A 26,244-nucleotide genomic window follows, 5' to 3' on the forward strand; every position below is an offset into this window, starting at 1 on the left:
CCGCCGTCGCCGCCGGCGCCGCCCTATTTAACGAGGGGCACACGCTCGCGGCGCACGACCCGTGGGAGGCAGCGTGGCTCCCGCTCGACGAGGGCGACGACGAGCGCCTGCTCCACGGGCTGATCGCGGCCGCGGCGGCCACTCACCACGCGAGCGAGCGGAACTGGTCCGGCGCGACCGGGTGCGCCGCCAACGCGGTCCGGTACCTCGACGGACTCGACGCGGAGGCGGCCCGCGGCGACGGCGGCGGAACTCGCGGCGTCGACGTCGCGACCGTCCGGGAGTGGTGCCGACGGCTTGCGACCGACCCGGAGACGGTCGAGCGCAGCGAGCCGCCGCCGATCCGGGTCGGCGACGCGGTGCCGAGGTTCGCGGACTTGGACCTCGCGGCCGCGCTGCTCGCGGCGCCCCCGCTCGCCGAGGCGGTCGACCACGGCGACTCGGGGACGTTCGAGGCGGCCGCGGCGCTGGCGCGCGAGGAGCGCGGCACCGGGCGGACGCGGTTCGCGGAGCTCCTCTTCGCGTTCCTCCGCGAGCCCGACGCCCGGCCGCAGGTGGCCGCGCGGCTCGCGGATCACGTGGACCTGGCCGAGCGGAAGCGACGCGACGTCGACGACCTCTTTTAAATTTGAACTCGGTTAGGCGCCGTCGGTCGGCGTGTCCGGGTCCGAGGGGAAGTTCGGCTCCCCGGTGACCGCGGGGTCGGTCCCGCCGTCGGGACCGATCCCATCGCCGGGGTCGCCCCCGTCCGACTCCGAGGCCCCGTCCTTCGGCTCGCCCTCGAAGGTGTAGTCCGCGGAGTTGTCGGCGGGGTCGTAGCCGAGCGCCTCGCGGGCGCGCTCGATCGAGTAGTAGCGCCGGTCGTTGTTCGAGATGCCGTAGACGACCTCATAGCCGTAGTCGGCCCGCAGACACCGGTCGAACAGGTGCGCGCAGTCGCGGTGCGAGAGCCACATCGCCTGCCCGCGCTCGTACTCCCGCGGCGGGTGGTCCTTCGTGAGGTTCCCGATGCGGACGCAGACGACGCTCATCCCGTGTTCGTCGTGGTAGAGGCGCCCGAGCGCCTCGCCGGTCGCCTTCGAGACGCCGTACAGGTTCCCGGGCCGGGGGAGCTCGGTGCCGTCCAGCCGGTAGTCGTCGTCCGTGCGGTACAGGTCCGGGGTCCGGTCGTCGGTCTCGTAGCCGCCGACGGCGTGGTTCGAGGAGGCGAACGCGAACTTGTCGACGCCCTCGTCGACGGCCGCGCGCATCACGACCTGCGTCCCGTCGATGTTGTTGCGGAGCACGGAGTCCCACGGCGCCGTCTTCCGCGGGTCGCCGGCGAGGTGGATCACGGCGGCGACGCCCTCCATGGCCTCCCGGACCGCCCGCTCGTCGGTGATGTCCGCGACGTACCGGTCGGCGTCGGTGACCCCGTCCGGCACCTTCGCCGCCGGGAGCGGCTCCCTGTCGAGGAGTCGCCACTCGTAGTCGTCCCCGATGCCGCGGAGGATGGCCTGCCCCACCCGTCCGCCGGCGCCCGTCAGCAGGACCGGCTCGTCCATTCGGTCGTACGTGGGCGGGAGACGGGCATATAATACACGGTTCGGCCACGCACCGGCCGATCGCGGGGACCGTGCGCCCGCGGCGAGATATCCGAAGAGAGTCAGAGACCGAGACGAATCCCGGTTACAGCTTCTTCCGGGAGATCGAGACGCCCGTCGGCGTGACCACGATCTGGTCGTCGCCCTTCTGCACGATGTCGCCGTCGACCTCTTGAGCGACCTGGCGAAGCTCGTCGATGATGTGTTCGATCGTGCGGTCCGACGTCGAGTGACGAGTGATGTCGGCGATGACGAAATCGCCGTCGTAGACGGCGTCTTTGATCGGGATGACGTCGCCCTGGTCACCGATCTCCGCGATGTGTACCTGCATCCCCGTCTCGGCGTGCGCCTCGGCGAAGTCGTCGAGGTTGAGCTCGACGTAATCGTCGACGGAGCGGTTGCCGCCCCCGCCGAGGATCTTGCTCATGATGCCCATACACACTACACGTCGAGGTCGGACATTAGTTCTTACGTCAGACGCACCCGGTCCGCGGGTCGTCAGCGGCTCTCGTCGAGCCGATCCTGCCACTCTTGCACGCGCGCGAGCAGCTCCACGGGCGCGGTCTCCGCGACGTCGACGTCGCTCAGCTCCTCGATCACGGCGCGGGTCTCGGGGTCGAGCCGGTCGGCCCCCGCCGCCCCCGCGCTCTCGGCGCCCTCGGGGCGTTCGGCGGATTCGTCGGTCTCGGGGCGTCCGGCGGACCCGTCGTCACCTCCGGCGTCGTCCGACGCCCGCTCCCGGCCCGTTCCGTTTCGGCCCTCTTCGGGGGCGGAGGCGTCGGCGGCCGCCCCGGTCGACCCGGCGCCGCCCTCGTCCGCGAACGACCCGGACGAGAGGTCGAAGACGACCTGCTTCGTCCCCTCGCCGGCCCCGGCTCCGTCCCCCGTGCCGCCGCTTCCGGGTCCGTCTGCCCGCCCGCCGACTCCGCCCCGCGACCCCTTCGCCTCGATCGCCTTCTCCTCGCGGAGCCGGTCGAGCACCTCGTCGGCGCGCCCGACGACCGGCTCGGGGACCCCGGCGAGGTCGGCGACGTGAACTCCGTACGACCGGTTCGTCGGGCCGTCGCGGACCGTCCGCAGGAACGTCACCTCGCCGTCGCGCTCGTCGACGGCGACGTGGACGTTCGCGACGCGGGGGAGGTGGTCCGCCAGCGCCGTTAGCTCGTGGTAGTGCGTGGCGAAGAGAGTCCGCGCGCGCACCTCGTTATGCAAATACTCCGTCGCGGCCCACGCGATGGAGATCCCGTCGTAGGTGGCGGTCCCGCGGCCGACCTCGTCGAGGATGACGAGGGAGTCGGCGGTCGCCGAGTGGAGGATGTTCGACAGCTCCTGCATCTCGACCATGAACGTCGAGCGCCCCTGCGCCAGCTCGTCGAGCGCGCCGACGCGGGTGTAGATCCCGTCGACGAGCCCGACCGTGGCCGCCCGCGCGGGGACGAACGACCCCGCCTGCGCGAGCAGCTGGATCAGGGCCGCCTGCCGCATGTACGTCGACTTCCCGCTCATGTTCGGCCCGGTGACGATCAGGAAGCCCCGCTCGTCGTCGAGCCGGAGGTCGTTCGGCACGAAGTCCGTCGTCCGCTCGACGACGGGGTGGCGCCCGGCCTCCACGTCGAGCCGGCGCTCGTCCGTCAGCTCCGGGCGCGTCCAGTCGTTGCCGGCGGCGTGGGTCGCGAGCGACGCGAGCGCGTCGACCTCGGCGAGGGCCCGCCCGACGTCCTGCAGCAGCTCGGCGTCGCCGGCGACGCGCTCGCGCAGCTCCTCGAACAGCTCGTACTCCAGCTCGCCGCGGGCCTCCTCCAAGCGGAGCACCTCCCGTTCCCGCTCCGCCAGCTCGTCGGTGACGAACCGCTTGGAGTTCTTCAGCGTCTTGATCTCCCGGTACCCCTCGGGCACCTGGTCGGCCACCGATTTGCCGACTTGGATGTAGTAGCCGTCCGTCTTGTTGCGGTCGACCGTGACGTGGCTGAGGCCGTGCCGCCGCTTCTCCCGCTCCGCGAGGGTGTCGAGCCACTCTTTGGCCTCCTCGTGGCTCGCGATCAGCTCGTCGAGCTCGTCGTCGTACCCCTCTCGGAGGAGCCCGCCCTGCGTCTTCGCCTCCGGCGGGTCGTCCGCGAGCGCGTCGGCGAGCTCGCCGTGGAGCGCACGGGCGCGGTCGCGGTCGAGGCCCTCCAGAACCGCCGCGACCGGCGAGTCCGCGAGCGCGGTCCCCTCGACGGCGTCGACCATCGCCGGCACCAGCGCGAGGGTGTCGCGCATCGAGAGGAGTTCGCGTGCGTCCGCGCTCCCGCTCGTCGCCCGCGCGGCGAGCCGTTCGAGGTCGTACGCCTCCCCGAGCGTCTCGCGGAGGCGGTCGCGCGCGAGGGCGGCCGACGCCAGCGCCTCGACCGCGTCGAGCCGGCGGTCCAGCCGCGCCCGGTCCCGGCGCGGTCGGGTGAGCCACTCCCGGAGGAGCCGCCCGCCGGCCGCGGTGACGGTGTGGTCGATCGTCTCGAACAGCGACCCCTCCCCATCGCCGCGCATCGTCTCCGTGAGTTCGAGGTTGCGCTGGGTCGTCGCGTCGACGTCGACGTGGTCGCCGTCGCCGTACGCCGTGAGCCGGGTCATCGACGCGAGCACCCCGGCGCCCGTCTCCTCGACGTAGCCGAGGGTCGCGCCGGCCGCGCGCAGCGCGAGGTCGGAGTCGATCCCGACGCTGTCGGCGGTCTCCCGGCCGAACTGCTCGCGGACCGCGTGCTTCGCCCGCCCCGGCGCGAACGCCTCCGCGTCGAACAGCGACACCGACCCGGAGAGGTCCTCCCTGACCGCGCCGAGCAGCCGGTCGTCGTTGCGGACGCGGGGGCCGGGGAGCACCTCCGCGGGATCGAACCGGTACAGCTCCGCCCGGAGGTCGCTCTCGTCGCCGACCTCGGTGACGAGGAATCGGCCCGTGGTGACATCGGCGAGGGCGAGCCCGTAGGGGCCGTCAGCTTCGTCGCTCGTCTCCCCCGCGGCCGACGCCCCGCCGCCGTCGCCCTCGCGGACGACCGCCGCGAGGTACCGCGCGTCGTCGTCGGCGGTCTCCAGCAGGGTACCGGGCGTGACGACCCGCGTGATCTCGCGGGCGTGGCCGTCGTCCGTCTGGTACTGGTCGGCGACGGCGACCCGGTAGCCGTGCTCGACGAGCGCCTTCACGTAGGGCGTCAGCTCCGAGAGCGGGACGCCCGCCATCGGGTACGACGAGCCGTGCGATGACTTCTGTGACACCGTCAGGTCGAGCTCGTCGGCGACCAGCTCCGCGTCGTCCGCGAAGAACTCGTAGAAGTCGCCGCACTGCATCGCGAGGACGTCCGCGTCCGTCTCCGCCTTGAGATCGAGGAACTCCCCGACGATCCCCGTTGCCATATACCCGTACTCCCGCCGTGGGCGGCTAAAACCCTACGGGTGTCGCGCCGAGCGGCGACGCTACCCGACCCGGTTGCGACGCGTCACCGTCCGGTGTATCAGGCCGGAGACGGCGAAGAGCACCGCGAAGAGGACCGCGTACGCGTACCCCGACACGTCGGCGAACGGGACGGTCCCGATCGCCGCGGCCCCGGCGAGCAGCCCGCAGGCGACGCCGAGGCCCACGTAGTACTCGCTCCACAGGATCTCGTTCTCGGAGACGACTTCGAGGTACACCTCCAACTGTCGACTCTGCTCGGTGAGGGAGACGATCCCCCTGTCCGGCTCGTACGCGATGAACCCGTTCTCGGCCAGCTTCGGGAGGTGCGACTGGTGGAGCGCGGTGTAGACGCGCTTCCGCTGTTTGTACGTGACCTCGTTGACCTCGAGTTCGTTCTCCCACGCCGCCAGCTGCTCGGCGATGTCTCTCACGCGAGCGTCGTTCCCGTGCTCTCTCAGATAGGCGATCACGTTCCGCCGTCGGCGGTTGCTCAACGCCGTGAATATCTCGTCGCGCGACGGCCCGGTGCCCTCGCTCGGGGCCGCATCCTTCTGCTTGGTGAGTCGGGATGACATTAATCTCTCGAAGAGTATCTCTGACTGGTGACTGTCACCAACTAACATATCTCTTCCTGTTGGTAACTCGCCTCCGGTTCTGGTCTGGTTCGGTTCGTCCGCCCTTTCGCGACGGGCGGTATGGCGTCCATACATACGACCGATCGGCGCCTCAGTCTAGACATGACGCCCGCTCACGACACCCGTCTCGGTCGCCTCGCCCGGCTTCGCCGCCCGGAGTACACCGGCGAAAACCGCTGTCTCCCCTGTACCGCGGTCAACGTCGCCGTCGCGGTCGCGGTCGCCGCCGCGCTCGCGGTCGTCGGTCGCCCGGGGCTCGCCGCGCTCGCCCTAGCCGCCTCCCTCGCGGCGATCTGGCTCCGCGGCTACCTCGTCCCGGGGACGCCCGAACTCACCAAGCGGTACCTCCCCGAGCGCGTCCTGCGGCTCTTCGGGAAGGGGAGGGCGGCCGCCCCGCCGACCGACGTCGACGCGGAGTCGTACCTGCTGTCGACCGAGGTCCTCGTCGAGACGCCCGACGGGGCCGACCTCGCGTTCGCCCCGTGGTTCGCGTCCACGTGGCGCGCCGCCCTCGACGGGATGCACATCGACGCGAGTGCTGCCGCCGAGGCCGGTGCCGAGGGGGACGACGCTCGCAGCGACTCCGACGTCGACGCGGACCTGGCGGCGCTCGCGTCGCTCGCCGACGTCGACGACGACTCGCTCTCGCTCGACTGGCGCGGCGGGACCGCCTTCGCGTTCGTCGGCGACGAGCGCCTCGGTCACTGGGAGTCCAGCGCCGCGTTCCTCGCCGACGTCGCCGCCGACCGCGTGCTGACCGACCGGCTCGACGACTGGACGGCCCTCCCGCTCGCGACCCGGAGCGGCGTGCTCGGCGCGCTCCGACTGTTCGTCGAGGAGTGCCCCGCCTGCGAGGGCCACGTGGATCTCGAGGAGCGCGTCGTCCAGTCCTGCTGTACGAGCTACGACGTGATCGCCGGGCGCTGTGCCGCCTGCAACGCGCGGCTGTTCGAGCTGGACCTACCGCCGTCGCTCGCGACCGAATAAGACGTCGTGACCGGTCGCTTCGTGGTGAATTCTGCAGAAGCTCCAGCCGCTCGCTTATAAATGGTTGACGGCGGATCGGCGGTGAACACCTCCAAAGCCCCAGCCGTGAGGGGCACGCACGCTCGCTGCGCTCCTCAGTTAGTCGCTTCGCTCCCTCCTTGCGGTGCTTGGCTTCGCCTCCGCGCCCCTCACGGCTGCCCCTTTGAGCCCCACCCACACAGCACCGCACCTCTCACCTCCCCAGCCTCGTCGGTGGTCCGGAGCAACGCGGAGGACCACCGACTCCCTCGCGTGTGCGACTCGCGGCCACCGAGGGCGGCCGCTCGCCGGCGCGCGCCGACCGCGGCGTTCGTTTGTTTATAAATAGAATCGGTACGGTCGCAGAATTCGTCGTTCGTCTCAGCTCCGGCGCCGCGACAGCAGGCCGTTGCGTCCGATCCGGAACTGCCGGAGCACGGAGAAGCGGTTGACCCACAGCTGGTACGCGCCCGTGAGGGCGAACGCGCCGAGCGCGAGGCTCGTCCAGAGGACCGGGTCGACCGCGGAGACGAGCGGGACGCCGAGCAGCGCCGCGAGGACGACGGTCAGCGATGCGACGCCGAGCGCGCGGTACAGCTCCGACCACGTCACGCCGCCCTTCGCGACGATCTCGGTGTAGAGGGCGACGTCCCGCGCGTGCCGCGACAGCTCGATCGTCTGCGTCTCCCGGTCGTACTCGACCACACCCAGCTCCTCCAGCTTCGGCAGGTGCGTCTGGACGAGCGAGGTGTACACGCTCTCGCGGCACCGCTTCGGCGGCGGGCTCTCGCCCGTCTCGCGGCCCGCCACCAGCGTCGACAGCTCGTTGACCGTCACCACGCCGCCGACGCTCCCGAGCTGCTCGAGGGCGCGCCGACGGCGCTCGTTCGCGAGGATGGCGTACACCTGTTCTGCCGGAAGGACGTCGGTTCTGAGTTTCATGAGTGAGGGTCCGACGCTCCGCGCGGCACGGAGATCGGTCGTTGACGTTACATCTTCCTTCGAGGGGATATGTATGGGCCAGCTACCGCCGACTCCCGGTTGCCGACGGGACGAACCGTCTCGGCGAAACCGATAGCCCCTCGCCCGGTACGGCGTCCTTGCGACCGCGGTTCGGGCCTCGCGTCGCCGCCGTGACGGCACGCTGTTCGTACCGTCGTTTCGCCCGAAGTAGGGTGTTCGTGCCGCCGTTTTTGCCCCGAGTAGGACTTCCGGACCGCCGGTTACACGGCCCGTTCCACCGAATCGCATCTCGCATTCCACAGTGACGTGGCTGCTCGTAACTAGGTCGATAGCTCGCTGATAGAGGAGTAACCGATCCGCTCCCGAGTGGGGGTGCGTCGGACACCAACCAATCATGAAACCCGAAACCAACGACATCGGACTCTCGCGGCGTAAGATGCTTCTCGGCCTCGGCGCGGTCGGCGTCGCCTCCGCGGGTGCGGGACTCGGCACCACGGCGTACTTCAGCGACACTGAAACCTTCGAGAACAACAGTCTCACGGCCGGGACGCTCGACATGAGCGTTACCGCGGAGATCGTCACGGCGGACGAGTACTGGAGCAGCGCAGGCGTGGTCGGCATGACCGAGACGGCCGACGGCGAGGGCGTCACCGCGGGCCTCGTCGTCGACGACGTGAAGCCCGGCGACTGGGCGATCGTCTGCTTCGACATCGAAGTCGGCGACAACCCCGGCTACGTGCAGGTGCGCACGGAGAACTTCACCGAGACGGGCGGCGCGAACCCCGAGCCCGAGCAGGCCGTCGAGGGCGACACGGACAACGATGCCGACCTCGGCGAGTTCCTCCTCACGACTGTGTGGCAGAGCTACGACGACACCAGCGGCGACAAGACCGGGCTGTCGACGCTCGACCCCGTATTCAACAACGCCTCGAACTCTCTCGGTATCAACTACGCCCCCTCTGATGTCGGTGGCGTCGTCGACGCCGACGCTCACTACACGAACGCGCGCGAGGCGGACGCCCAGCTCAACGCGGGCTACCTCATCAAGGACGACAACGGGGATCTCCTGCCGATCAACGACGAGGCGAACGAGGGCGTCTACTCGTTCTGCCTCCTGCTCGAAGTTCCGTTCGAAGTGGGCAACGTCATCCAGGGCGACAGCCTGTCGTTCGATCTCGTCTTCGAGACCGAACAGGTCCGCCACAACGAGGACCCCTTCAACAACTCGGCGCCGGTCAACTCCACCAACACCACCGCGAACTGATCTCGGTGAGATCGGCGTGAAAAGCTCGAACCGCCCCACGGCGACGCGGTAGTCGCCGCGGGAGGTCGTGACTACCCATACGGCAGACAACAGACACAATGACAAACGATTCAACCAATTTCGACCTCTCGCGGCGCAAGCTGCTGGCCGGCCTCGGTGCGGTCGGCGTGGCCTCTGCGGGTGCGGGGCTCGGAACCACGGCGTACTTCAACGACACGGAGACCTTCGAGGGGAACTCCCTCACGGCCGGCGAGCTCGACCTGCTCGTCGACTGGCAGCAGACGTACGACTACGGCGAGGGCCACACCTTCGTCAACGCGCACCCCGACCACGACGAAGACGGGGAGCAGTCGATCCCGGACGGCGAAGGCGGACAGATCAAGTACAGCGACTTCCTCGACCCCGACGACGAGGACAGCACCGGTGAGAACCTCCCGACCCTGGACTGCGAGAACATCCCGCCGATCAGCGAGGCCACCTTCGGCACTGACCCCGTGACGGGTGACGAGATGAACACGCTGGTCCAGCTGTCCGACGTGAAACCCGGCGACGAAGGTGAGATCACCTTCTCGCTGCACCTCTGTGACAACCCCGGATACGTCTGGATGCAGGCGGACAACGTCTCCGAGAGCGAGGGAGTCAACACGGACGCGGAACTGGCGGTCGACACCCCTGACGGCGGCGACCTCGCACAGTTCATCAACGCGACGCTCTGGTACGACGCGGACTGCGACAACGTCCGCGACGAGGCGGAGCCCGCCGACATCATGCTGACGCTCGACTTCTCGGGCTCGATGCTGTACCGCGAGTACGGCGGCGTCATCAGCGATGACCCGATCCAAGTCAACGGCGATAATTTCCCTGAGACGACGAAGATCGACCTCGTCGAACTCGCGGCCAAGGAGTTCGTCCAGTACCTCGACGCACAGAACGCGGACGTGCAGGTCGGGATCGCCTACTTCGACGGCGAGAAGACCGACGATGCCGAGCCGCGTACGGGCATCCTCCAAGACATGACCAGCGACCTGTCGGCTGTCGACGCCTCGCTAAGCGACCTGCGACAGAAGCTGGCTAACGTCGTCACGAGCGTTAATGACGCTGCAGGAGACGACCCCCTGATCAGCGACCCGTTCGACGGCGACGGTGACCCCGACCCCAACAGCAACGCGGGCGCTATCGCAACTGGCACCTACATCGGCGAAGGTGTCGACGACGCACAGGACGAGCTTGCCTCTGCCGGCCGGCCGGGGACCAAAGCGGTGAACATCGTGCTCTCGGACGGCGAGTCGTTCAACGGCACCGGATCCACGCAGTTCAGCTCGCCGCAGGACGCGGCGACGGACGCCCGTAGCCCCTCGCCCGGCCCGGAGACGGACCTGTACACCGTCTCGGTGGGCAGTGCCAACGACAGCGTCCTTCAGGACATGGCCGGTGCAGCGACATCACCGGGGAACGATCCCCAGTTCTTCTACGATGTCGACGACCCGGTGGCGATCCCGACGGTGTTCGGTGTCCTCGCCAGTCAGTTCGTCGCCGAGAAGATCATCATGGAAGACAGCCTCGACAACGTGCTCGCGGCGCTGTCTTCTGGGAACGGCATCCCGCTCGACGGCAACATCCTCACGATGTACAACGAGCTGACCGAGCCCGCGACCGACGCGGACCGCGACGCGTTCGAAGGCAACGGCCTGATGTACTGTATCGGACTGGATTGGGTGCTGCCCTTCGAAGTTGGCAACGTGATTCAGGGCGACACGCTCGCCTTTGACCTCGGCTTCTACACCGAGCAGGAGCGCCACAACGACGGCGCGGGGGTCTCGGCCTGACCCCGAACCGAAGCTGAGACACAGACTCCAAGCGGGCCATCTGCTCGCCACTGAGGCGACACGCCTGCTTCCCGACTCGGCGCTTCCGGCGGCCGACGCGACGGTTCACGACCGCGGTCGGGATTCCCTTCGGGGATGATACAGGATGAATGACGACACAACCGGGCTCTCGCGGCGCAAGCTCTTGGCCGGCCTCGGTGCGGTCGGCGTGGCCTCTGCGGGTGCGGGACTGGGTACGACCGCGTACTTCAACGACACCGAATCGTTCAACAACAACACGCTCACCGCGGGCGCTCTCGACCTCAAAGTCGACTGGGAGGAACACTACTCCTTCCCGCAGTATTACGGTTTCGCGGACCCGACAAACGGGTTGAACGTGAGGTGGTCGATGCCAGCAGAAGACGATACGACATCGTACACACCACTTCCGGACCCGGCAAATCCGCTCATCTGGGTCGCGACGGCGGACCTCGACGCGTACATGGACAACACCGCGATCGAGTCGTACCCTGACACGGATGGCGACGGGAGCCAGGACCCGTTCGACGCTACCACGAACGACGTCGCGGTCGGCGATGTCTGTACCGATGGGGCGGACCTCTCGGCGGACCTCGACCCGACGGCGGCCGGTGCGCTGCGGACGGACAACGCGGACACGTACAGTGACGGGTCCGCGCTCCCACTCGTCAATCTTCAGGACGTCAAACCGGGAGACTTCGGTGAGCTCACGCTGAGCTTCCACCTCTGTGACAATCCCGGCTACGTGTGGTTCCAAGGCCAGCCAACCACCGCTGCGGAAGGTGGACACACGGAGCCCGAAGCGAGCGACGCTGACGAGTCCGGGGCAGCGGACGAGTCGTACGATGTCGCTGCCGGCGACACGGTTTCGGACATCCTCGGCTCTGACGTGGAGCTGCTGAGCGAGATTCAGACCGTCCTGTGGTATGACGACGGCGACAACGTCCTCGGCAGCGGCGGGGAGACCAGTTCCGGAAAAGTCGACATCGCGTTCCTACACGACCGGTCTGGGAGCATGGGAAACGAGGCGACATTCCTCGAGAACAACATCGGGAACGTCGCAACCCAACTCGACAACTCGAACCTCGATACGGCGTTTGGACTGATTGCGTATGAGGACAACGATGACGGAGATTCGACCCCGACCATCGTAACGACAGACATCACGACGGATTCCAGTCAGCTGGATTTCAACTTCAGTATCGAGGGCGGGACGGAGAACGCTTCGGAAGCAATCGAGTTCGCGCTGGACAACTTGACGTGGCGACAGGGTACGAAGAAGATTCTCGTCGTCATCACTGATGAGGACGACGACGGGTCAGCCGCAGAACGCACCAGCGCACTCAACCGTATCGACAACGAGAACGCTTGCTTGCTCGCGGTTTCGCCAAATACCACGGGAGCGGACGAACTCAAGACGATATCGGAGCAAGTCCAGTGCGGTGACTGGATCAATATCACCGACGGGCTCTCTACCCAGATCCTCAATGACCTCGTGGGCTTCATCACCACGGTCGGCGGCGAGGAAGTCATCTTCCGTGGCTCGTTGCTGGACACGCTGACGAATCTTAGCTCGGGCAACGGGATTCCGCTCGACGGTGACGAATCGACTCCCTTCGACGAGATCAACGATCCGGAGGCCAGCAGTGCCCGGGAGTGCTACCAGCCGCTCACGACGAACTACATCGGGTTCGCGTGGTGGCTTCCGCCGTCGGTTGACAACGAGGTCCAATCCGATTCCATCGGCTTCGACCTCGGATTCTACACCGAGCAGTGCCGGCACAACGACGGCGCTGGTCCCGAGCAGACGGCCTGATCGTCCGGGTCGCCCGATCAGCCGAGCAGACGGGGCGAGTCGGTGGGGCTGTCAAACCGGACGACTGGGGCCGGGTACGGCGTCCGTACCGTCGGGTACGGTCACCGGACCGGACTGGGTAGGTCGCGCATACATACGAGCGCGGTGGTGGTAGAGAGCGGTGAGACGAGAGGCTATCGACGACACGGCCGTTCGAAGCCGCAACGACACACAATGACAACGAAAGACACACAACTGACGCGGCGACGGACGCTCCTGGGTATCGGAGCCGTCGGCTTCGCGACCACCGGACTGGCCCGTGGCCGGTCGACGGGGAGCTGGAGCGACTACGCGGACTACACGTACGCCCAGACGGACGGCCGCCGCCTGCTCGTCGGCTGGCAGGCGACGTACAACGGCTCCGGGGCGGAGACGGTGGTCGTCGACGGGCCGACGGACGCGACCGACTTCGTCGACGGCGTCACCGGCGTCCGCCTCGTCGACCTCGACGACGTGCTCCCCAGAGACGAAGGCACCGTGAGCGTCGGGCTACGAGTCGAAGACGACGTCGAGGAGGGGCTCCGCGCGTGGATGCGCTTGGCTCCCAATATCGGGAGCGACCCGGCGAGTCAGGCGCTCGCCGACCGGCTCCGCGTAACCGTTCGGTACGACGACGGGCTGCTCGGAGTCGGCGGCTGCGAAGGCGCGGACGGTCCCTTCGCGGAGTTCGGCACGCTGATCTTCTCGGGGAGTTTCGCCGACCTGACTGACGCCGACCTCGCCGACGGGGTCCTAATCGATCCCGGACTCTTCGACGGTGACTGCCTCACGCCGAGCGATCGGCGCTGCTTGGTGATCGACTGGGCGTTCCCGGTCGGCGACGGCAACGCCGGTAAGGGCGGCAGCGTCGACTTCGACGTCACGTTCGGTGTCGACCCGTGCGGTGCGGACGCCGCGAACCCGTTTGACGAGGAGGAGTCGACATGACCGCCGACCGACGTGACGACTCCGACGGCCGCGTCGCTGCCGATTCGCGCGGCCCGACGGTCGGACTGAGCCGGCGCCGGCTCCTCGCGAGCATCGGCGGCGTCGGCGCCGTCGGGATGGCGAGCGGCCTCGGGACCGGCGCGTACCTCTCGGACCGCGAGACGTTCCCGGACAACGTCTTCGGCGCCGGCTCCGTCAAGCTGGTCGTGAACAACGCGGTCTCCGACGGGACCTTCGCGGTCGACGTGTCGGGGATACGACGGGGGAATCCCGGGCGCGAGACGTTCGACATCGACGTGCGAACGAACCCCGTCCGGGTCTGGATCGCGACCGACTGTCCGGACGACAGCGCGCTCGCGCGCGCCCTCGAAGTCGAGATTTCTGTCGTCGACGGACCGTCGCTGACCGGCGGCTACCGCGCCCTCGCCGACGTCGAGCGCGACCTCGTCGCGGGCGAGCGGATCGATGCGGACTGTCTCGTCCCCGAGGACCCCGTTACCGTCGAGGTGGCCTGGCGGATGCCTGGCGACGCGCCCGAGGAGGCGGCGAACGACGCGACCGACCTTCGGTTCCGGCTGTACGCCGAGCAGTGTCGCCACGTCTCCGAGGCGGACGCGGCGGGGTCGAACCCCTTCGCCGACCGGGTCTGTGAGGAGCCGGGTGACGACTGCCCCGAGTGCGTCGAGTTCGGGAAGGCGGAATCCGGCGACTCGCCGGTCGCGGTCGGGGACACGCTCTCGCTGATCGAACTCCCCGCGGGCGCGGACGGTCACGAGATCGCTATCACCGCGGTCGAGACGAAAGACGAGGGGGGCAACGCCGAGACGGTCGGCGTCGAGTTCACCCTCCAAGACGCCGACGGGAACCCCGGACCGGACATGTGTAAGGTCGAGATCAAGGGCGGGCAAGAGACCGAGTCCTACGAGATCGATCCGGCCTCTTCGGAGACGGACGAGATCTTGTTCGCGCCCCTGAAACCCGACAAGGACAAGCGACACGGGATCAGCAACATCGTCGTCTTCGTCTGTTCCGATTCGGGCGACGGCGACGACCCCGACGAGGACGAGACGGTCGACTGCGTCGTCTGCGACGACGAGAACGCCTCGCTCGCGACGCTCGACGTCCGCTACCGCGGCGACGACGAGCCGTCGGTCACCGTCGTCTCGACGAAGGGGGGCACCGGCGGGACGCTCTTCGAGGGCACGGTCGCCAACGGAGACGTGTTCACCCTCGACGGGAGCGACGTGACTCGGAGCGGGAACAACGGCAACGGAAACGGCGGCGGCCAGACGGACAGACTCGGTCCGGAGGTCGAGATACGGGTCGAGGGCGGAGCGACGACCCCGATCCACGTGAGCTGCTCGGAGCTGCTCGCGGTCGGGATGCGGTTCGGACCCGACGACGAGTTCGAGATCGCGGGCGGAACGACCACTGACGAGAGACCGATATGCGGCACGGAGGCGAACTGATGACACAACTACTCACATCACCACGGACGAAACGCGCGGCGAACGTACTCGGGATCGTCCTGTTGCTAGCGCTCGTCGCGCCGTTCGCGGTGTACGCGGCCCCGGAGATCGTCGGCGCCGACGAGAGCTTCGTCGTGCTCACGGCGAGCATGACGCCCGCCATCGCACCGGGCGACGTGGTGATCGTCGCCGATCGCGACCCGACGACGGTCGTCGACGGCGACGTGATCACGTTCATGCGCGGCACGAGCGAGGTGCCGGTGACGCACCGCGTGATCGACGTCGTCGGCGAGGGCGGGACCCTCGCCTTCGAGACGATGGGCGACGCGAACGAGGGGCCGGACCCGGGGCTCGTCCCCGCCGGGAACCTCGTCGGCGTGGTCGCGCTGACGATCCCGTACATCGGGTACGTGATCCAGTTCGCGGGCACGCCGGCCGGGTTCGTCGCACTGGTGCTGCTCCCGTTCGGCCTGCTCGCGGTCACCGAGGTCTGGTCGATCGTTCGCGGCCGCGAGGAGGCGGACGGGGGGTCGGACGCGCCGAACTCACCTGACGCGCCGAACTCGCCTGACTCGACTGCCGACGGAGTCGTCGGCGCGGACGCGACCGCGGCGCCCGTCACCGCGGCGCCCGTCACCGCGGCGTCCGCCGGGACCGACGCAGCAGGCGTCGAAAACGCCGAAACCGACGTGACGCCAGCAGAGACCGCCGCGACCGGTTCCACGGGAGTCTCCGTCGACGCGGTCGGCGGGGCGGCGGCGGTGTTGCTGGTGTTCGCGCCGTACGCGGCCTACGTCGCGGTCCAGCTCCGCACCGCCGCGGCCATCGCGGTCGCGGTCGCGGCGGCGACGCTGCTGCTCGGCGCGCTCGCGACGTGGGTGCCGGCAAGCGGCGTCCTCGACCGGAACCGACCGAGCGCTGAGGCGGCGGACGACGACACGGCGATCGACCGCGCGGAGAGCGGCGATACCGCGGACGACGGGGCGGATGACGACTACGTGGCGAGCGCCGAGAGCGGAGCGGAGGGGGCCGAGCGCGGAGCGGAGGGGGCCGAGCGCGGAGCGGAGGGCGACGACGGAACGACTGACCCGGTCGATCCGTCGGGATCGGTGGCAGTGACGGACGGGTCCGGGGCGCGTCAGTCGCCGTCGACGACCCCACCGTCACAGCCGGACCGCGCCGGGGAGGTGGACTGATGGCCGTGAACCGCGGCCTCGTCGGCCTCGTCGCCGTCGCGGTGCTGGTGTGGGGAGTCGCCTTCGGCGGCGGCCTCACGCTCGCCGTGCTCACGTCGAACGCGACCGTGACGACGACGTTCGAAACGGTCGGGGAGTTCGCCCCGATCGAAGCGTCGCCGGACGGCGATCTCGGGACGTCGGCGCTCTCGGTGGAGAACGGGTCGACCACGACCGTGCCCGTGGACAACTCGACGGAGAACTCGGTGAACGCGAACGCGTCGGCTCACGAGACCGTCTCGGTGCCGCCGGGCAACGAGACCTCCTCGAACTCGGGGAACGTTTCGGATTCGGGCAACGAAACTGCGCTGCCCGAGACCGAATCGGTTCCGGATAACGAGACCGTGCCGTCCGAGACCGAATCGGGTCCGGACGATGAGCTCGCGCCGGACGACGAGCCGAAGACGGACGACGAGCTCGCGCCGGACGACGAGCCGAAGACGGACGATGAGCTCGCGCCGACGGGAGACGAACCGACGTTCAAGCGGAACGTTCCGGATCCTGCGGAGAAGGGGTCTGAAACGACCGGTTCTGACGCCGCAGCGTTCGCTCCGACCGGGGTGTGAGCGTGAGTTCGCTGATCGGGCTGCGGGGGTCCGAACCGAAACGCGGCGGTGGGGCGTGCGCTCGCCGGCCTCCGCCCGGGACGAAGCTCGGGGTGCTGCTGTTGTTCCTCGCGCTGTTCCTGATCCTGCTGCTCGCCGGTCTCGTTCGCGGTATCGGATGAACGCTCCCGGACTCCGGGTTTCGTCGGCGGGGTTATGTACCGGACTGACGAAGTTCTCCGCAAACGCATGGTCGCGCTCGACGCGTTCGCGTTCGTCTTCGTCGCCGGGCTGATCACGGCCCTCGCGACCGGGATCGGCGCGCTGCCGTTCTTCTTTTTCGACTCGATCAGCGACCGAGGGAACGTGGCGCTGTGGGGGTTCTCCTCGGGGATCATGCTCTCCGCGTCGCTGTTCGGGCTCGTCCGGGAGGGGCTCGCCGAGGGGACGCCGGTCGAGATCGGGATCGGCCTGGCCGCGGGCGTCGTCCTGGTCGTCGTCGCGCACGACGTGCTGTTGGACGCCGACATCGACCCGCGAGAGTACGAGGAGGCGGACTTCAAGAAGCTCGTGTTGATCCTCGGCGTGCTGACCGTCCACAGCTTCCCCGAGGGGGTCGCCGTCGGCGTCTCGTTCGCGGACCTCGGGCTGGCGGGCGGGGCCTCGCTGTTCGGCTTCGCCGTGCCGCTGCTCGCCGTGTTCATGACGGTCGCGATCTCGATCCACAACGTCCCCGAGGGGACCGCGATCTCGATCCCGCTGCGGGCGATGGGCGTCTCGAAGTGGAAGATGGTCTGGTGGTCGGTGTTCTCCAGCCTCCCGCAACCGATCGGCGCGGTCCTCGCCTTCGCGTTCGTCCGGTACGCCCGCGAGTTCCTCCCGTACGGCTTCGGCTTCGCCGCCGGCGCGATGATCTACCTCGTCGCCACCGAGTTCATCCCGGAGGCGCTCGAGACCGGCGCGGCGCTCCCCCGCGGCGGGAAGCCCGTGCTCGCGGGCGGGATCGCGCTCGGCGTCGTGCTGATGCTCCCGCTCAACTTCATCTGAGCGCCTCCGGTCGACCGTCGACGGCGCGTTCGACTCACCGACCGTCGTCGAACGCCGTCGGGTTCACCGCGCCCGGCCCGTCGCCCACGTCGTAGCCGCGGCGGATCGCCGTTCCCATCTCGTCGACCGCGTCCGCGACGGCCCCGCGCAGGGGTTCGCCGCGCGCCAGCCGGGCCGCGATCGCGCTCGACAGCGCGCAGCCGGAGCCGTGCGTCGCGTCGGTCGCCACGCGGGGGTTCTCGATGCGGACGACGGTCGGGTCGGTCCCCGCCTCGTCGTCGTCGCCCGCCTCGTCGCCGTCGCCCGCCTCGTCACCCTCCCCTCGGCCGCCGATCACGAGCGTGTCGACGACCCGATCGCCGTCACCGCTCAGGTGTCCGCCCTTCACGAGCGCGGCGCCGGCCCCGCGGGCGACGAGCTCCCGCCCGGCCGCCTCGGCGTCCGCCGGCGTCTCGACCGGCTCGTCGACGAGGACCGCCGCCTCGTCGGCGTTCGGGGTGACGAGCGTCGCGCGCTCGATAACCCCCTCGTAGGCCTCCTCGGCGGCCGGCGAGAGCAGCCGGTCGCCGGTCGCCGCGACCATCACCGGGTCGACGACGACCGGGGCCGAACAGCGGGCGAGCAGCCCGGCCGCGGTCTCGACGATCGGCGCCGTGGCCAGCATCCCCGTCTTCACCGCGCCGACGTCGAAGTCCTCGATCACGGCGTCGTACTGGCTCGCCACGTGGTCGGCCGGAACGACGTGGACGTCCTCGACGCCCCGGGTGTTCTGCGCCGTCGTGGCCGTCACGACCGCGGTCCCGAAGACGCCGTGGGCCGTCATCGCTTTCAGGTCCGCCTGGATCCCCGCCCCGCCGCCGGCGTCGCTGCCGGCGATCGTCAGCGCGACCGGCGGGGAGACGGGGTCGCGATCGCGTGCCATATACTGGTTGTACCACTTGGTAATATTAAGTCGTGGCGATCGCCGCCGCCGAACGCCCTTTGCCGTTCGCCGTCGAACCGGGGGTATGTCGAACGCTCACTCCGACGACGCGGCCGGCGGCGATCCGGCCGACGACCCGACCGAGTCGATCACCGTCTACTCCGACTACGTCTGCCCGTTCTGCTACCTCGGGCGGCGGTCGCTCGCCGAGTACCGGGAGACGCGCGAGGAGCCGCTCGCGGTCGACTGGCACCCGTTCGACCTCCGTGCCGGCAAGCGGAACCCCGACGGCACCGTCGACCACGAGGTCGACGACGGGAAGGGCGACGAGTACTACGCGCAGGCCCGCGAGAACGTCCGGCGGCTCCAGGAGCAGTACGGCGTCGACATGGCTCAGGAGATCGCGACCGACGTCGACTCGCTGCCCGCCCAGCTCGTCTCCGTGCACGTGAAAGAGACCGCCCCCGAGGCGTGGCCCGCCTTCGACGACGCGGTGTTCGCGGCGCTGTGGCGGGAGGGACGCGACATCGGCGACCGCGAGGTGCTCGTCGACATCGCGGAGGACGTCGAGGGGCTCGACGCCGACGCGGTCGACGTCGCGCTCGGCGACGACGACCTCCGCGAGCGCGTGACCGAGCTGTTCGACGCGGCGCGGCAGCGGGGGATCACCGGCGTGCCGACGTTCGCCTTCGACGGGCACGCGGCCCGCGGCGCGGTGCCGCCGGAACAGCTCGAACGGCTCGTCGAGGGCGCCTGAGCTACGCGTCGACGGCGGCGGTGTCGCCGCTGATCTCGCCGTCGGCCTCCTCCTCCTCGCCGACGATCCGGCACGAGAGGTAGACGGAGCCGAGCGCGAGCGCGATCCCGCCGATCACGTCGGTGAGCCAGTGTATCCCGAGGTACATCGTCGCGATCACCACCGACGTCGAGATCCACACGGCGACCGGCGTCCACAGCGGGTACTCATCGCGCGTCATGACGGCGAACGCCGCGACGGTCACCGACAGCGACGTGTGAAGCGAGGGAAAGACGTTCGCGGCCTCGTTCACCTCGCTCGTCAGCGCCGTGAACTCGGGGTTGTACGTGAAAAGCAGCGACGTCCCGACGTCCAGATTCCGCGGGCCGTGCGCGAACACGACCGTGTAGAGCGCGAGCCCGATCGCGTAGTTGAGGGCGTACGCGACGAGCAGCCGCCGCAGCGTCTTCGTCCGCGGAAGCGCGATGTACGCGAGGAAGGGGAACGAGAGCAGGAACGCGTATCCGTACACGTACACCGACGAGAAGTACATCGTCAGCTCGGGCGTGGCGTACGTCTGCTGTATCCACTCGACGAAGTTCCCCTCGACCGCGTAGATCAGTCCCGTCAGTCGCAGCCCGAACAGCTCCGAGACCGTCTGGAGCGAGCTCCGGCCGACCGCGCTCGCGAGCAGCACCGCGCAGAGCGCGGCGAACTCCCGCCGCGCGTCCGACAGGCGCGACGCGACGTCGTCCCGAAGCCCACGGATTCGACTCGGCCCGATTATTACCGCCGCGGCGACGAGTATCCCGCCGCCCACCCACAGCGCGAGCGAGCCGAGGACCGACGCGAGCCAGGTCATTCCCCCCTGGACAGCAGGCGTCCTCCCTCGTCGAACCGGTACCCCGCGTCGCGGAACAGCTCCTTCGCCTCGTCGGTGTCGATAGACCCCGACTCCCCGACGAACGGGTACACGGGATCCGTCTCCCTGTCGTCCCACGAGAGATCGGTCGGCACCCACTCGGAGGAGGCCGCGAGCGGCGACGCCGCCGGTCGGGCGTACCCGTCGAACGCCTCGTCGATCAGCGTCTCCTTGTCGATCAGCGACGCGATCACGGCCCGGAAGCGCGGGTTCGACAGGGGTGCCCGCCGCGCGTTGTATCCCACGTGGTAGAACCCGCCGGAGCGCCCGGTCACGAGCCGCGTGTCGGCGTCCCGCCCGATCCGAGGCACCGCGTCCGGGCCGAGGTTCGAAACGGTCGCGTCCGCGAGCCCGTCGCCGACCGCCGCCACCGCGGCGATGTCCGACGGCGACACCTCGATCCGCAGGCGCTCGAACGCCGGCTTCCCGCGGAACCGCTCCGGGACTCCCGCCGCGGGATCGGCCTCGTCCCGCGTCGAGTCCGCGCGGGCGAGGAAGTGGTCCGGGTTCCGATCGAAGACGACCGATTCCTCCGCCGTCGCCTCGGCGAACCGTATCGGCCCGCTCCCGACCGGGTCCCCGTTGTTCGACACCACCGCCTCGGTCGTCTCCACGTCGAACTCGAAGCCGGCGATCGTCGCGACGTCGGTCCGCTCCGACCAGACGTGTTCCGGCAGGATCGGGACCTGGAGCGCCCGGACCGCGACCGCGTCGTTCACGTCGTCGATCGCGAGCTCGACCCGCCCGTCGCCGACGACCGTCGCCGACCGGACGACCGAGCTCCGGCCGCGGAACCGCGGCGTCGGAACCTCCGTATCGAGGGACCCCATCGAGGTGTCGCGGAGGAACTCGTAGGTGAACGCCACGTCGCCCGCGGTCACCGGCTCGCCGTCGTGCCACCGGGCGTCTCGGAGGTCGACGACGACCGTCTCCTCGTCGACCCGTTCCCAGCCCGACGCGAGCCAGGGGATGACCTCCCCGCGGTCGACGAGCGCGAGTTGGTCGTACAGCAGCGACGTGAAGGTCCCGTCGCGTCGGTACTCGGCCGCGATCGGGTTCCAGTTCTCCGTGATCTGATCGTCGGTCGTGACGAGCCGAAGGACGGCGTCGCCGTCGGCGGTTTCCTCGTCCGCGGTCTCCTCCTCCGCGGTGGCGTTCTCGGCGGTCCCGGCGTCGCCGTCGTCAGCCGTTCCGTCCGTCGTCTCCGCGCGGTCCAGTCGCAGGAGCGCGCCGGGCGACAGCGGCTGTCGGTTCGTCCACCCCTCGAACCGATCCTCGCGGACCGCGCTGAGCGGGTCCGGAAACGCGACGACGGTGAACGGCTGCAGCTCGCAGAGCGAGCGCTGGAGCTCGGCCACCGCGTCGCGTCGCTCTCGCCCTTCGACCCGTCGCTGGCGTTCGAGCTGGTCGTCGACGCCGTTGATGTCGGTAAATCCGAACGGGTTCTGGCGGCCGGCCTCGGCGACGAACCGCGAATGGGTGAACGCGTACATCGCGTCCGGGTCGAACGGCTCCGACTCCAGGAACTGCCCGACGTAGATGTCGAAGCCCTGGTTGATGAGTACCTTCCGCCAGAGGTCGGTCCGGCTCAGGGTGTTGATCCGGGCGTCGACCCCCACGGCGTTCAGGTTCTCGGCGAGGTGCCTGGCGATCCGGATCGCGTTCGGGTCCCTGTCGGCCGGCGCCGTGTCGATCTGCAGCGTGAGCTGGGAGGGCCTGTTGCGCCCCGCGATGTTGCGGGTTCGACCGAGACAGCCGGCGCTCAGAGCCCCCAGACCGATCCCCGCGAGCGCCTCCCGCCGGCTGACGTGGCGGTTCATTCGTCCCTCACTCTTTCGTCGCCCGCCTATATCTCTTCTGTGGTGGCCTCGTACCGCACCGACCGGCCGATTCGGGGAGTCAGCCCCGATTTCGGCCTCGATCGCTTCAGACCTCGATCGCTTCAGACCTCGATCGCTTCAGATCACGTCCGCGAGCGGGAGCGCCAGTCCGACCGCCCACGCGAGGAGGCCCGCGACGAGGACGGGTCGATCGTCCGCCGCGCGCCCGACGGCGACCACCCCGACCGCCGCAAGCAGCGCGATCCGGTGGACGACGAGGGCGGGCGGCACCGCGACGCCGAGCGCGGCGAAGTCGAGCACGAACCCGGTCCCGAGCCCGGCGGCGACGGCGAGCGCGACCGCCGCCGGGTCGCACTCGCGCGACCGCGCGACTACGAGCGCCGGCACCCCGCCCGCGAGGACGAGGTACAGCGGGCCGGCGATCGCCTTCGGGGGAACGCTCGGATACGCGAGTTCCAGCCCGACGCCGGCGGCCCGCACGCCGACGACGACGGCGCCGAGAGCGGCCCCGAGCACCGCGGCGTCGGCGTGTTTCGTCGCCTCCCGTCGGGCCCGCCGCGCGAGGTCGACGGCCGCCGCCCGGGTCCGGCGCCCGAGCAGTGCGCCCGCGACGGTCACGAGTGACGCCAGCTCGATCACCGACAGCCAGCCGTCGCTCCACCCGCCCTCGATCCCGCGGTGCTCCCGGCGCACCTCGGCGTCGACCCGCCCGTGGATGAACTCGTCTTCCAGCCGGACCGCCGGGTCGTCGATCCCGGGGACCGTGTGGCGGAGCCGGAACCAGTCGTAGTACTCCTCGTGGGCCTGTATCGCGGTGTACTCACCGTCCGGGGACTCGTACGCCCGAACGTGGTCGCGAACGCCGAGGTACGCCCCGTCGTGGAGCTCGAACGTCTCCGTCAGCCAGACCCCGCCGGCGGGTCCCTCGACGTAGCCGTACCGCGTCGAGCTGCGGGCGTCGGCCCAGTCGCGCTCGACGAACGCCCGCACCCGCTCGGCGTCGGCGGTCGTCTCCGACTCGATCCCCTCGGTCTCCTCCCAGTCGGCCTCGGTTCCCCCCTCGATCGCCGCGCGCGTCGTCTCCGCGTCGGCGTGCACCACGACGTTGATCGCGAGCGTCCGCCCCTCGACCGACGCGCTCCGGCTCGTGTACGGCCACAGCCGGTAGTCGCCGTCGACCGCGATGAGCGACTCCTCCGGGACCGTCGCCGACGGTTCCCCCGCGGGCGGTCCGGCGAAGGCGCCGGAGAGCGCCAACCCGACCGCGACGACGACGAGGAGTCCGACGACCACCGTCGCTCGCTTCATGGCCGCTTCGAGGGTGTCCGCATAAAAACGCCTTCGGGTGGGGGCCGGCGCGGTTCGCCCTCCCTCGCACCGGCCGCGACCGGCCTCACCAGGTCTCGACGAAGCCGTCGCGCACGTCCTCCGCGCAGCCCTCGCAGTCGGGGTGGCCCGCGTCGAAACACGAGGGGCGCCCCTCGGCGTCGACGGCGACCGCCCGCCGCTCGGCGTGCCGCCGACAGACGATCCGCGCCCGTCCGTCCTCGTCGGTCGGGAGGTCGTACCGCTCCGCCCCCGCGGTGTCGTCGTCGGGGTCGTCCTTTCCCTCGGTGTACGCCCGCCGCGCCTCCTCGAACTGCTTGCCCGCCTTGCGGAGCTGCTGGCGGATGACGCGTTCGAGTCGGTCGTCCATAGGGACCGTACCGGCGCGTCGGATATAGGTCCGTTGGCGAATGCGAGGTTGATCGGTCCGCGGGCGGCGGACCCGTCGTGAGGGGTTCGTAAATCGTCGCCGTCGCGGTGGACTCCTTAGAAGTCCCAGTCTCCCGCTTATAAATAATCGACTGTAGATCTAGAGCGAACACGTCCGAAGCCCCAGCCGTGAGGTGCACGCACGCTCGCTGCGCTCCTCGTCACTCGCTCCGCTCGTTCCTGCGGTGCTTGCGTCGTCATCAGAACGCTCCGCGTTCTGATTGGCTCACGAGAGCGGAGCTCTCGTGAACGCCTCCGTGCACCTCACGGCTGCCCCTTTGAGTCCCGCCCCGCACCGCAACCGCACCGCAGCCTCGCGCCTCCCCAGCCTCGTCAGTCGCCGTCGCTTCGCTCCGGCGACTGACTCCCTCGCGCTCGGTTCGCGCCCTCACGGGCGCTCACCGGCGCGCCACCGCCATCGTTTATTTTCATTCGACCCTGATACGTGCGGACGCTTCACGCGGTATCGTTCCACTTGAAACGAAGCCCGCGCGTGGCGTACGGGCGTCTGACGCGGCCGGCCGTCGAAACCGCGAAACCGCCGGAAGCGGCCCGTCAGCGCGTCGGAGACGACCACTTTCACCGTGGTTGCGGGATTTTTAATACCGTGAGGAACCAATCGCCGTACGCCTCCCATTGAAACAAGACCGGAGGCGGAGACACCCCATGAGCGAACTGCGACAGGAAGCGGAAGCGATAGCGGAACAGTTCTCGGACCACTTAGACGTGGACGCCGACGAGGTCGAGGAGCGGCTGGAGAACCTCGTCAACGAGTACCGCGTCCCCCTCGACGAGGCGCGCCGGAGCGTCACCAACAGCTACCTCGAAGACGCCGGGATGGAGCGCGGCGAGCTCGGCCGCGGCGGCAGCGAGTCCGTCTTGGTCGACGAGATCGACGAGGACGAGCAGTGGGTCGACCTGCGCGTGACGCTCGTCGACCTCTGGGAGCCCCGCAGCGACTCGATCTCGCAGGTCGGGCTCCTCGGCGACGAGTCGGGCACGATCAAGTTCGTCGCCTTCGAGACCTCCGACCTGCCCGAGCTGACGGAGGGGCAGGCGTACGAGCTCTCGAACGTCGTCACCGACGAGTACGAGGGCAGCTACTCGGTGAAGCTCAACCGGACGACTCAAATTACCGAGATCGACGAGGAGATCGAGGTCGGCGACAACGCCGACACCGTCGAGGGCGCCTTGGTCGACATCCAGTCCGGCTCCGGGCTGATCAAGCGCTGTCCCGAGGACGACTGCACGCGCGTCCTCCAGAACGGCCGGTGCTCCGAGCACGGCCAGGTCGAGGGCGAGTTCGACCTCCGGATCAAGGGCGTCCTCGACGACGGCGAGACCGTCACCGAGGTCATCTTCGACCGCGAGGCCACCGAGAAGCTCACCGGCATGGGACTCGAGGAGGCCAAGGACATGGCGATGGACGCGCTCGACACGACTGTCGTCGCCGAGGAGATGGCCGACGACGTGCTCGGACGGTACTACCGCGTCACCGGCCCCACCTTCGGCCGGTACGTCCTGGTCGACGAGATGGAGGACCCCGGTGCCGTGGACGTCGAGAGCGCGCTGATCGAAGCGAGGTCGATCTAACATGAGTCAATCCGCACCCACCCGAGAGGTCGCCCGGCGCGTGTTCGCGAGCGAGTTCAACGACGCCGGCTACACGTTCACCGAGTCCGACGACGAGCGCGCCCCCGTCTACGCGCTCCTCCCGACGGGCGAGTCCTCGAACCGCGTGTTCTTCGTCGGCACCCTCACCGAGAAGGAGGACGTCGGCGAGGACAGCGAGTACTGGCGCGGCCGCATCGTCGATCCGACGGGCACGTTCTTCGTGTACGCCGGCCAGTACCAGCCCGAGGCCGCCTCCAAGCTCCGCGACCTGGAGCCGCCCGCCTACGTCGCAGTCGTGGGGAAACCCCGGACGTACGAGACCGACGACGGCACCGTCCGGGTCTCCGTCCGCCCCGAGTCGATCACCGAGGTCGACGCCGCCACCCGCGACCGCTGGGTCGCCGAGACGGCCACGCGGACGATCGAGCGCGTCGCCGCGTTCGACGACGACGGGAACGAGTACGCGCGGATGGCCCGCGAGGAGTACGACCTCGACCCCCAGACGTACAAGGCCGCCGCGCTGTCGGCGCTGGAGGACCTCGACGAGGGCGACGAACTCGCCGGCGACGCCGCGGACGAGGACCGCGCCGACGGCGACACCGCCGGCGACGCGACGGATCCGGCCGGAACGCCGGAGCCCTGACCGGCGGCGGCCGAC

At 69.5% G+C, this 26,244-nt stretch carries 24 protein-coding genes; 14 read left to right on the plus strand and 10 right to left on the minus strand.

Annotation, left to right across the window (positions count from 1 at the left end):
• The coding region (locus tag DJ75_RS16000) for a DUF309 domain-containing protein (protein WP_094525414.1) at positions 1 to 626 on the plus strand (626 nt) is incomplete at its 5' end.
• A gap of 12 nt (positions 627 to 638) precedes the next feature.
• Here the strand turns inward: DJ75_RS16000 and azf are convergent.
• From azf to DJ75_RS16020, 4 genes are all read right to left on the minus strand, one after another.
• Positions 639 to 1,544 carry an NAD-dependent glucose-6-phosphate dehydrogenase Azf gene (gene azf, locus DJ75_RS16005; RefSeq protein WP_094525415.1) on the minus strand — a complete coding sequence of 302 codons (906 nt, stop codon included), beginning with the start codon at positions 1,542 to 1,544 and terminating at the stop codon, positions 639 to 641.
• Between the two features lie 124 nt (positions 1,545 to 1,668).
• On the minus strand, positions 1,669 to 2,019 hold the full coding sequence (gene sepF, locus DJ75_RS16010; RefSeq protein WP_094525416.1) for a cell division protein SepF: 351 nt from the start codon (positions 2,017 to 2,019) through the stop codon (positions 1,669 to 1,671).
• A 62-nt stretch (positions 2,020 to 2,081) separates the two neighbouring features.
• Positions 2,082 to 4,967 (minus strand): DNA mismatch repair protein MutS, encoded by a 2,886-nt coding sequence (gene mutS, locus DJ75_RS16015; protein ID WP_094525417.1) that lies wholly within the window; start codon positions 4,965 to 4,967, stop codon positions 2,082 to 2,084.
• Between the two features lie 60 nt (positions 4,968 to 5,027).
• Entirely contained in the window at positions 5,028 to 5,582 is a 555-nt protein-coding gene (locus tag DJ75_RS16020; RefSeq protein WP_094525418.1) for a hypothetical protein, read from the minus strand.
• 162 nt (positions 5,583 to 5,744) lie between these two features.
• Here DJ75_RS16020 and DJ75_RS16025 point away from each other — a divergent pair, with 162 nt between their 5' ends.
• Complete coding sequence (locus DJ75_RS16025) at positions 5,745 to 6,629, plus strand: hypothetical protein (RefSeq protein ID WP_094525419.1); 885 nt, start codon at positions 5,745 to 5,747, stop codon at positions 6,627 to 6,629.
• Positions 6,630 to 7,028: 399 nt separating this feature from the next.
• Here the strand turns inward: DJ75_RS16025 and DJ75_RS16030 are convergent, their stop codons facing one another.
• Complete coding sequence (locus tag DJ75_RS16030) at positions 7,029 to 7,589, minus strand: hypothetical protein (RefSeq protein WP_094525420.1); 561 nt, start codon at positions 7,587 to 7,589, stop codon at positions 7,029 to 7,031.
• 415 nt (positions 7,590 to 8,004) lie between these two features.
• Here DJ75_RS16030 and DJ75_RS16035 point away from each other — a divergent pair, with 415 nt between their 5' ends.
• From DJ75_RS16035 to DJ75_RS16070, 9 genes are all read left to right on the plus strand, one after another.
• Positions 8,005 to 8,874: a TasA family protein gene (locus DJ75_RS16035; protein ID WP_094525421.1), complete on the plus strand. Its 870-nt coding sequence runs from the start codon at positions 8,005 to 8,007 to the stop codon at positions 8,872 to 8,874.
• Positions 8,875 to 8,972: 98 nt separating this feature from the next.
• Positions 8,973 to 10,700: a vWA domain-containing protein gene (locus tag DJ75_RS16040; protein WP_094525422.1), complete on the plus strand. Its 1,728-nt coding sequence runs from the start codon at positions 8,973 to 8,975 to the stop codon at positions 10,698 to 10,700.
• 145 nt (positions 10,701 to 10,845) lie between these two features.
• Entirely contained in the window at positions 10,846 to 12,534 is a 1,689-nt protein-coding gene (locus DJ75_RS16045; protein WP_094525423.1) for a VWA domain-containing protein, read from the plus strand.
• Between the two features lie 213 nt (positions 12,535 to 12,747).
• Positions 12,748 to 13,500 carry a hypothetical protein gene (locus DJ75_RS16050; RefSeq protein ID WP_094525424.1) on the plus strand — a complete coding sequence of 251 codons (753 nt, stop codon included), beginning with the start codon at positions 12,748 to 12,750 and terminating at the stop codon, positions 13,498 to 13,500.
• Positions 13,497 to 14,969 carry a SipW-dependent-type signal peptide-containing protein gene (locus DJ75_RS16055; RefSeq protein ID WP_141212069.1) on the plus strand — a complete coding sequence of 491 codons (1,473 nt, stop codon included), beginning with the start codon at positions 13,497 to 13,499 and terminating at the stop codon, positions 14,967 to 14,969. Before DJ75_RS16050 ends, DJ75_RS16055 begins: the two co-directional genes overlap by 4 nt.
• Entirely contained in the window at positions 14,969 to 16,165 is a 1,197-nt protein-coding gene (locus tag DJ75_RS16060) for a signal peptidase I (protein ID WP_094525425.1), read from the plus strand. Before DJ75_RS16055 ends, DJ75_RS16060 begins: the two co-directional genes overlap by 1 nt.
• The gene (locus DJ75_RS16065) at positions 16,165 to 16,770 is read left to right on the plus strand and encodes a hypothetical protein (protein WP_094525426.1); all 606 of its coding nucleotides are present in this window, start codon (positions 16,165 to 16,167) and stop codon (positions 16,768 to 16,770) included. The genes DJ75_RS16060 and DJ75_RS16065 overlap by 1 nt, the downstream gene beginning before the upstream one ends.
• 2 nt (positions 16,771 to 16,772) lie before the next feature.
• On the plus strand, positions 16,773 to 16,931 hold the full coding sequence (locus DJ75_RS18790; RefSeq protein WP_158217299.1) for a hypothetical protein: 159 nt from the start codon (positions 16,773 to 16,775) through the stop codon (positions 16,929 to 16,931).
• Between the two features lie 67 nt (positions 16,932 to 16,998).
• The gene (locus tag DJ75_RS16070; RefSeq protein ID WP_094525427.1) at positions 16,999 to 17,796 is read left to right on the plus strand and encodes a ZIP family metal transporter; all 798 of its coding nucleotides are present in this window, start codon (positions 16,999 to 17,001) and stop codon (positions 17,794 to 17,796) included.
• Positions 17,797 to 17,830: 34 nt separating this feature from the next.
• Here DJ75_RS16070 and thiD read toward each other — a convergent pair whose 3' ends face one another.
• On the minus strand, positions 17,831 to 18,718 hold the full coding sequence (gene thiD / locus DJ75_RS16075) for a bifunctional hydroxymethylpyrimidine kinase/phosphomethylpyrimidine kinase (RefSeq protein WP_094525428.1): 888 nt from the start codon (positions 18,716 to 18,718) through the stop codon (positions 17,831 to 17,833).
• Positions 18,719 to 18,803: 85 nt separating this feature from the next.
• On the opposite strand from thiD, the gene DJ75_RS16080 reads away from it, so the two are divergent.
• Complete coding sequence (locus tag DJ75_RS16080) at positions 18,804 to 19,475, plus strand: DsbA family protein (protein ID WP_094525429.1); 672 nt, start codon at positions 18,804 to 18,806, stop codon at positions 19,473 to 19,475.
• A gap of 1 nt (position 19,476) precedes the next feature.
• On the opposite strand, the gene DJ75_RS16085 is transcribed toward DJ75_RS16080, so the two are convergent.
• The 4 genes from DJ75_RS16085 to DJ75_RS16100 form a co-directional block, all read right to left on the minus strand.
• Positions 19,477 to 20,316: a phosphatase PAP2 family protein gene (locus DJ75_RS16085; protein WP_094525430.1), complete on the minus strand. Its 840-nt coding sequence runs from the start codon at positions 20,314 to 20,316 to the stop codon at positions 19,477 to 19,479.
• Entirely contained in the window at positions 20,313 to 22,196 is a 1,884-nt protein-coding gene (locus DJ75_RS16090) for an ABC transporter substrate-binding protein (RefSeq protein ID WP_094525431.1), read from the minus strand. The genes DJ75_RS16085 and DJ75_RS16090 overlap by 4 nt, the downstream gene beginning before the upstream one ends.
• A gap of 138 nt (positions 22,197 to 22,334) precedes the next feature.
• On the minus strand, positions 22,335 to 23,525 hold the full coding sequence (locus DJ75_RS16095) for a hypothetical protein (protein ID WP_094525432.1): 1,191 nt from the start codon (positions 23,523 to 23,525) through the stop codon (positions 22,335 to 22,337).
• A gap of 85 nt (positions 23,526 to 23,610) precedes the next feature.
• Positions 23,611 to 23,913: a hypothetical protein gene (locus DJ75_RS16100; RefSeq protein WP_094525433.1), complete on the minus strand. Its 303-nt coding sequence runs from the start codon at positions 23,911 to 23,913 to the stop codon at positions 23,611 to 23,613.
• A gap of 725 nt (positions 23,914 to 24,638) precedes the next feature.
• Here DJ75_RS16100 and DJ75_RS16105 point away from each other — a divergent pair.
• Both DJ75_RS16105 and DJ75_RS16110 read left to right on the plus strand, forming a co-directional pair.
• Positions 24,639 to 25,565 carry a replication factor A gene (locus tag DJ75_RS16105; RefSeq protein WP_094525434.1) on the plus strand — a complete coding sequence of 309 codons (927 nt, stop codon included), beginning with the start codon at positions 24,639 to 24,641 and terminating at the stop codon, positions 25,563 to 25,565.
• A 1-nt stretch (position 25,566) separates the two neighbouring features.
• Positions 25,567 to 26,229 carry an RPA family protein gene (locus DJ75_RS16110; RefSeq protein WP_094525435.1) on the plus strand — a complete coding sequence of 221 codons (663 nt, stop codon included), beginning with the start codon at positions 25,567 to 25,569 and terminating at the stop codon, positions 26,227 to 26,229.
• Positions 26,230 to 26,244 lie beyond the last annotated feature (15 nt).

The organism is Halorubrum sp. Eb13, assembly GCF_002252895.1.
In the GTDB taxonomy this organism is placed as follows: domain Archaea; phylum Halobacteriota; class Halobacteria; order Halobacteriales; family Haloferacaceae; genus Halorubrum.

Coding starts and splice junctions, on each gene's coding strand:
- sepF (WP_094525416.1), bottom strand. CDS start 2,019: ATGGGCATCATGAGCAAGATCCTCGGCGGGGGCGGCAACCGCTCCGTC.
- DJ75_RS16035 (WP_094525421.1), top strand. CDS start 8,005: ATGAAACCCGAAACCAACGACATCGGACTCTCGCGGCGTAAGATGCTT.
- DJ75_RS16050 (WP_094525424.1), top strand. CDS start 12,748: ATGACAACGAAAGACACACAACTGACGCGGCGACGGACGCTCCTGGGT.
- DJ75_RS16090 (WP_094525431.1), bottom strand. CDS start 22,196: ATGAACCGCCACGTCAGCCGGCGGGAGGCGCTCGCGGGGATCGGTCTG.
- DJ75_RS16045 (WP_094525423.1), top strand. CDS start 10,846: ATGAATGACGACACAACCGGGCTCTCGCGGCGCAAGCTCTTGGCCGGC.
- DJ75_RS16065 (WP_094525426.1), top strand. CDS start 16,165: ATGGCCGTGAACCGCGGCCTCGTCGGCCTCGTCGCCGTCGCGGTGCTG.
- DJ75_RS16105 (WP_094525434.1), top strand. CDS start 24,639: ATGAGCGAACTGCGACAGGAAGCGGAAGCGATAGCGGAACAGTTCTCG.
- mutS (WP_094525417.1), bottom strand. CDS start 4,967: ATGGCAACGGGGATCGTCGGGGAGTTCCTCGATCTCAAGGCGGAGACG.
- DJ75_RS16070 (WP_094525427.1), top strand. CDS start 16,999: ATGGTCGCGCTCGACGCGTTCGCGTTCGTCTTCGTCGCCGGGCTGATC.
- DJ75_RS16055 (WP_141212069.1), top strand. CDS start 13,497: ATGACCGCCGACCGACGTGACGACTCCGACGGCCGCGTCGCTGCCGAT.
- DJ75_RS16095 (WP_094525432.1), bottom strand. CDS start 23,525: ATGAAGCGAGCGACGGTGGTCGTCGGACTCCTCGTCGTCGTCGCGGTC.
- DJ75_RS16060 (WP_094525425.1), top strand. CDS start 14,969: ATGACACAACTACTCACATCACCACGGACGAAACGCGCGGCGAACGTA.
- thiD (WP_094525428.1), bottom strand. CDS start 18,718: ATGGCACGCGATCGCGACCCCGTCTCCCCGCCGGTCGCGCTGACGATC.
- DJ75_RS16100 (WP_094525433.1), bottom strand. CDS start 23,913: ATGGACGACCGACTCGAACGCGTCATCCGCCAGCAGCTCCGCAAGGCG.
- DJ75_RS16025 (WP_094525419.1), top strand. CDS start 5,745: ATGACGCCCGCTCACGACACCCGTCTCGGTCGCCTCGCCCGGCTTCGC.
- DJ75_RS16085 (WP_094525430.1), bottom strand. CDS start 20,316: ATGACCTGGCTCGCGTCGGTCCTCGGCTCGCTCGCGCTGTGGGTGGGC.
- DJ75_RS16110 (WP_094525435.1), top strand. CDS start 25,567: ATGAGTCAATCCGCACCCACCCGAGAGGTCGCCCGGCGCGTGTTCGCG.
- DJ75_RS16040 (WP_094525422.1), top strand. CDS start 8,973: ATGACAAACGATTCAACCAATTTCGACCTCTCGCGGCGCAAGCTGCTG.
- DJ75_RS16080 (WP_094525429.1), top strand. CDS start 18,804: ATGTCGAACGCTCACTCCGACGACGCGGCCGGCGGCGATCCGGCCGAC.
- azf (WP_094525415.1), bottom strand. CDS start 1,544: ATGGACGAGCCGGTCCTGCTGACGGGCGCCGGCGGACGGGTGGGGCAG.
- DJ75_RS16020 (WP_094525418.1), bottom strand. CDS start 5,582: ATGTCATCCCGACTCACCAAGCAGAAGGATGCGGCCCCGAGCGAGGGC.
- DJ75_RS16030 (WP_094525420.1), bottom strand. CDS start 7,589: ATGAAACTCAGAACCGACGTCCTTCCGGCAGAACAGGTGTACGCCATC.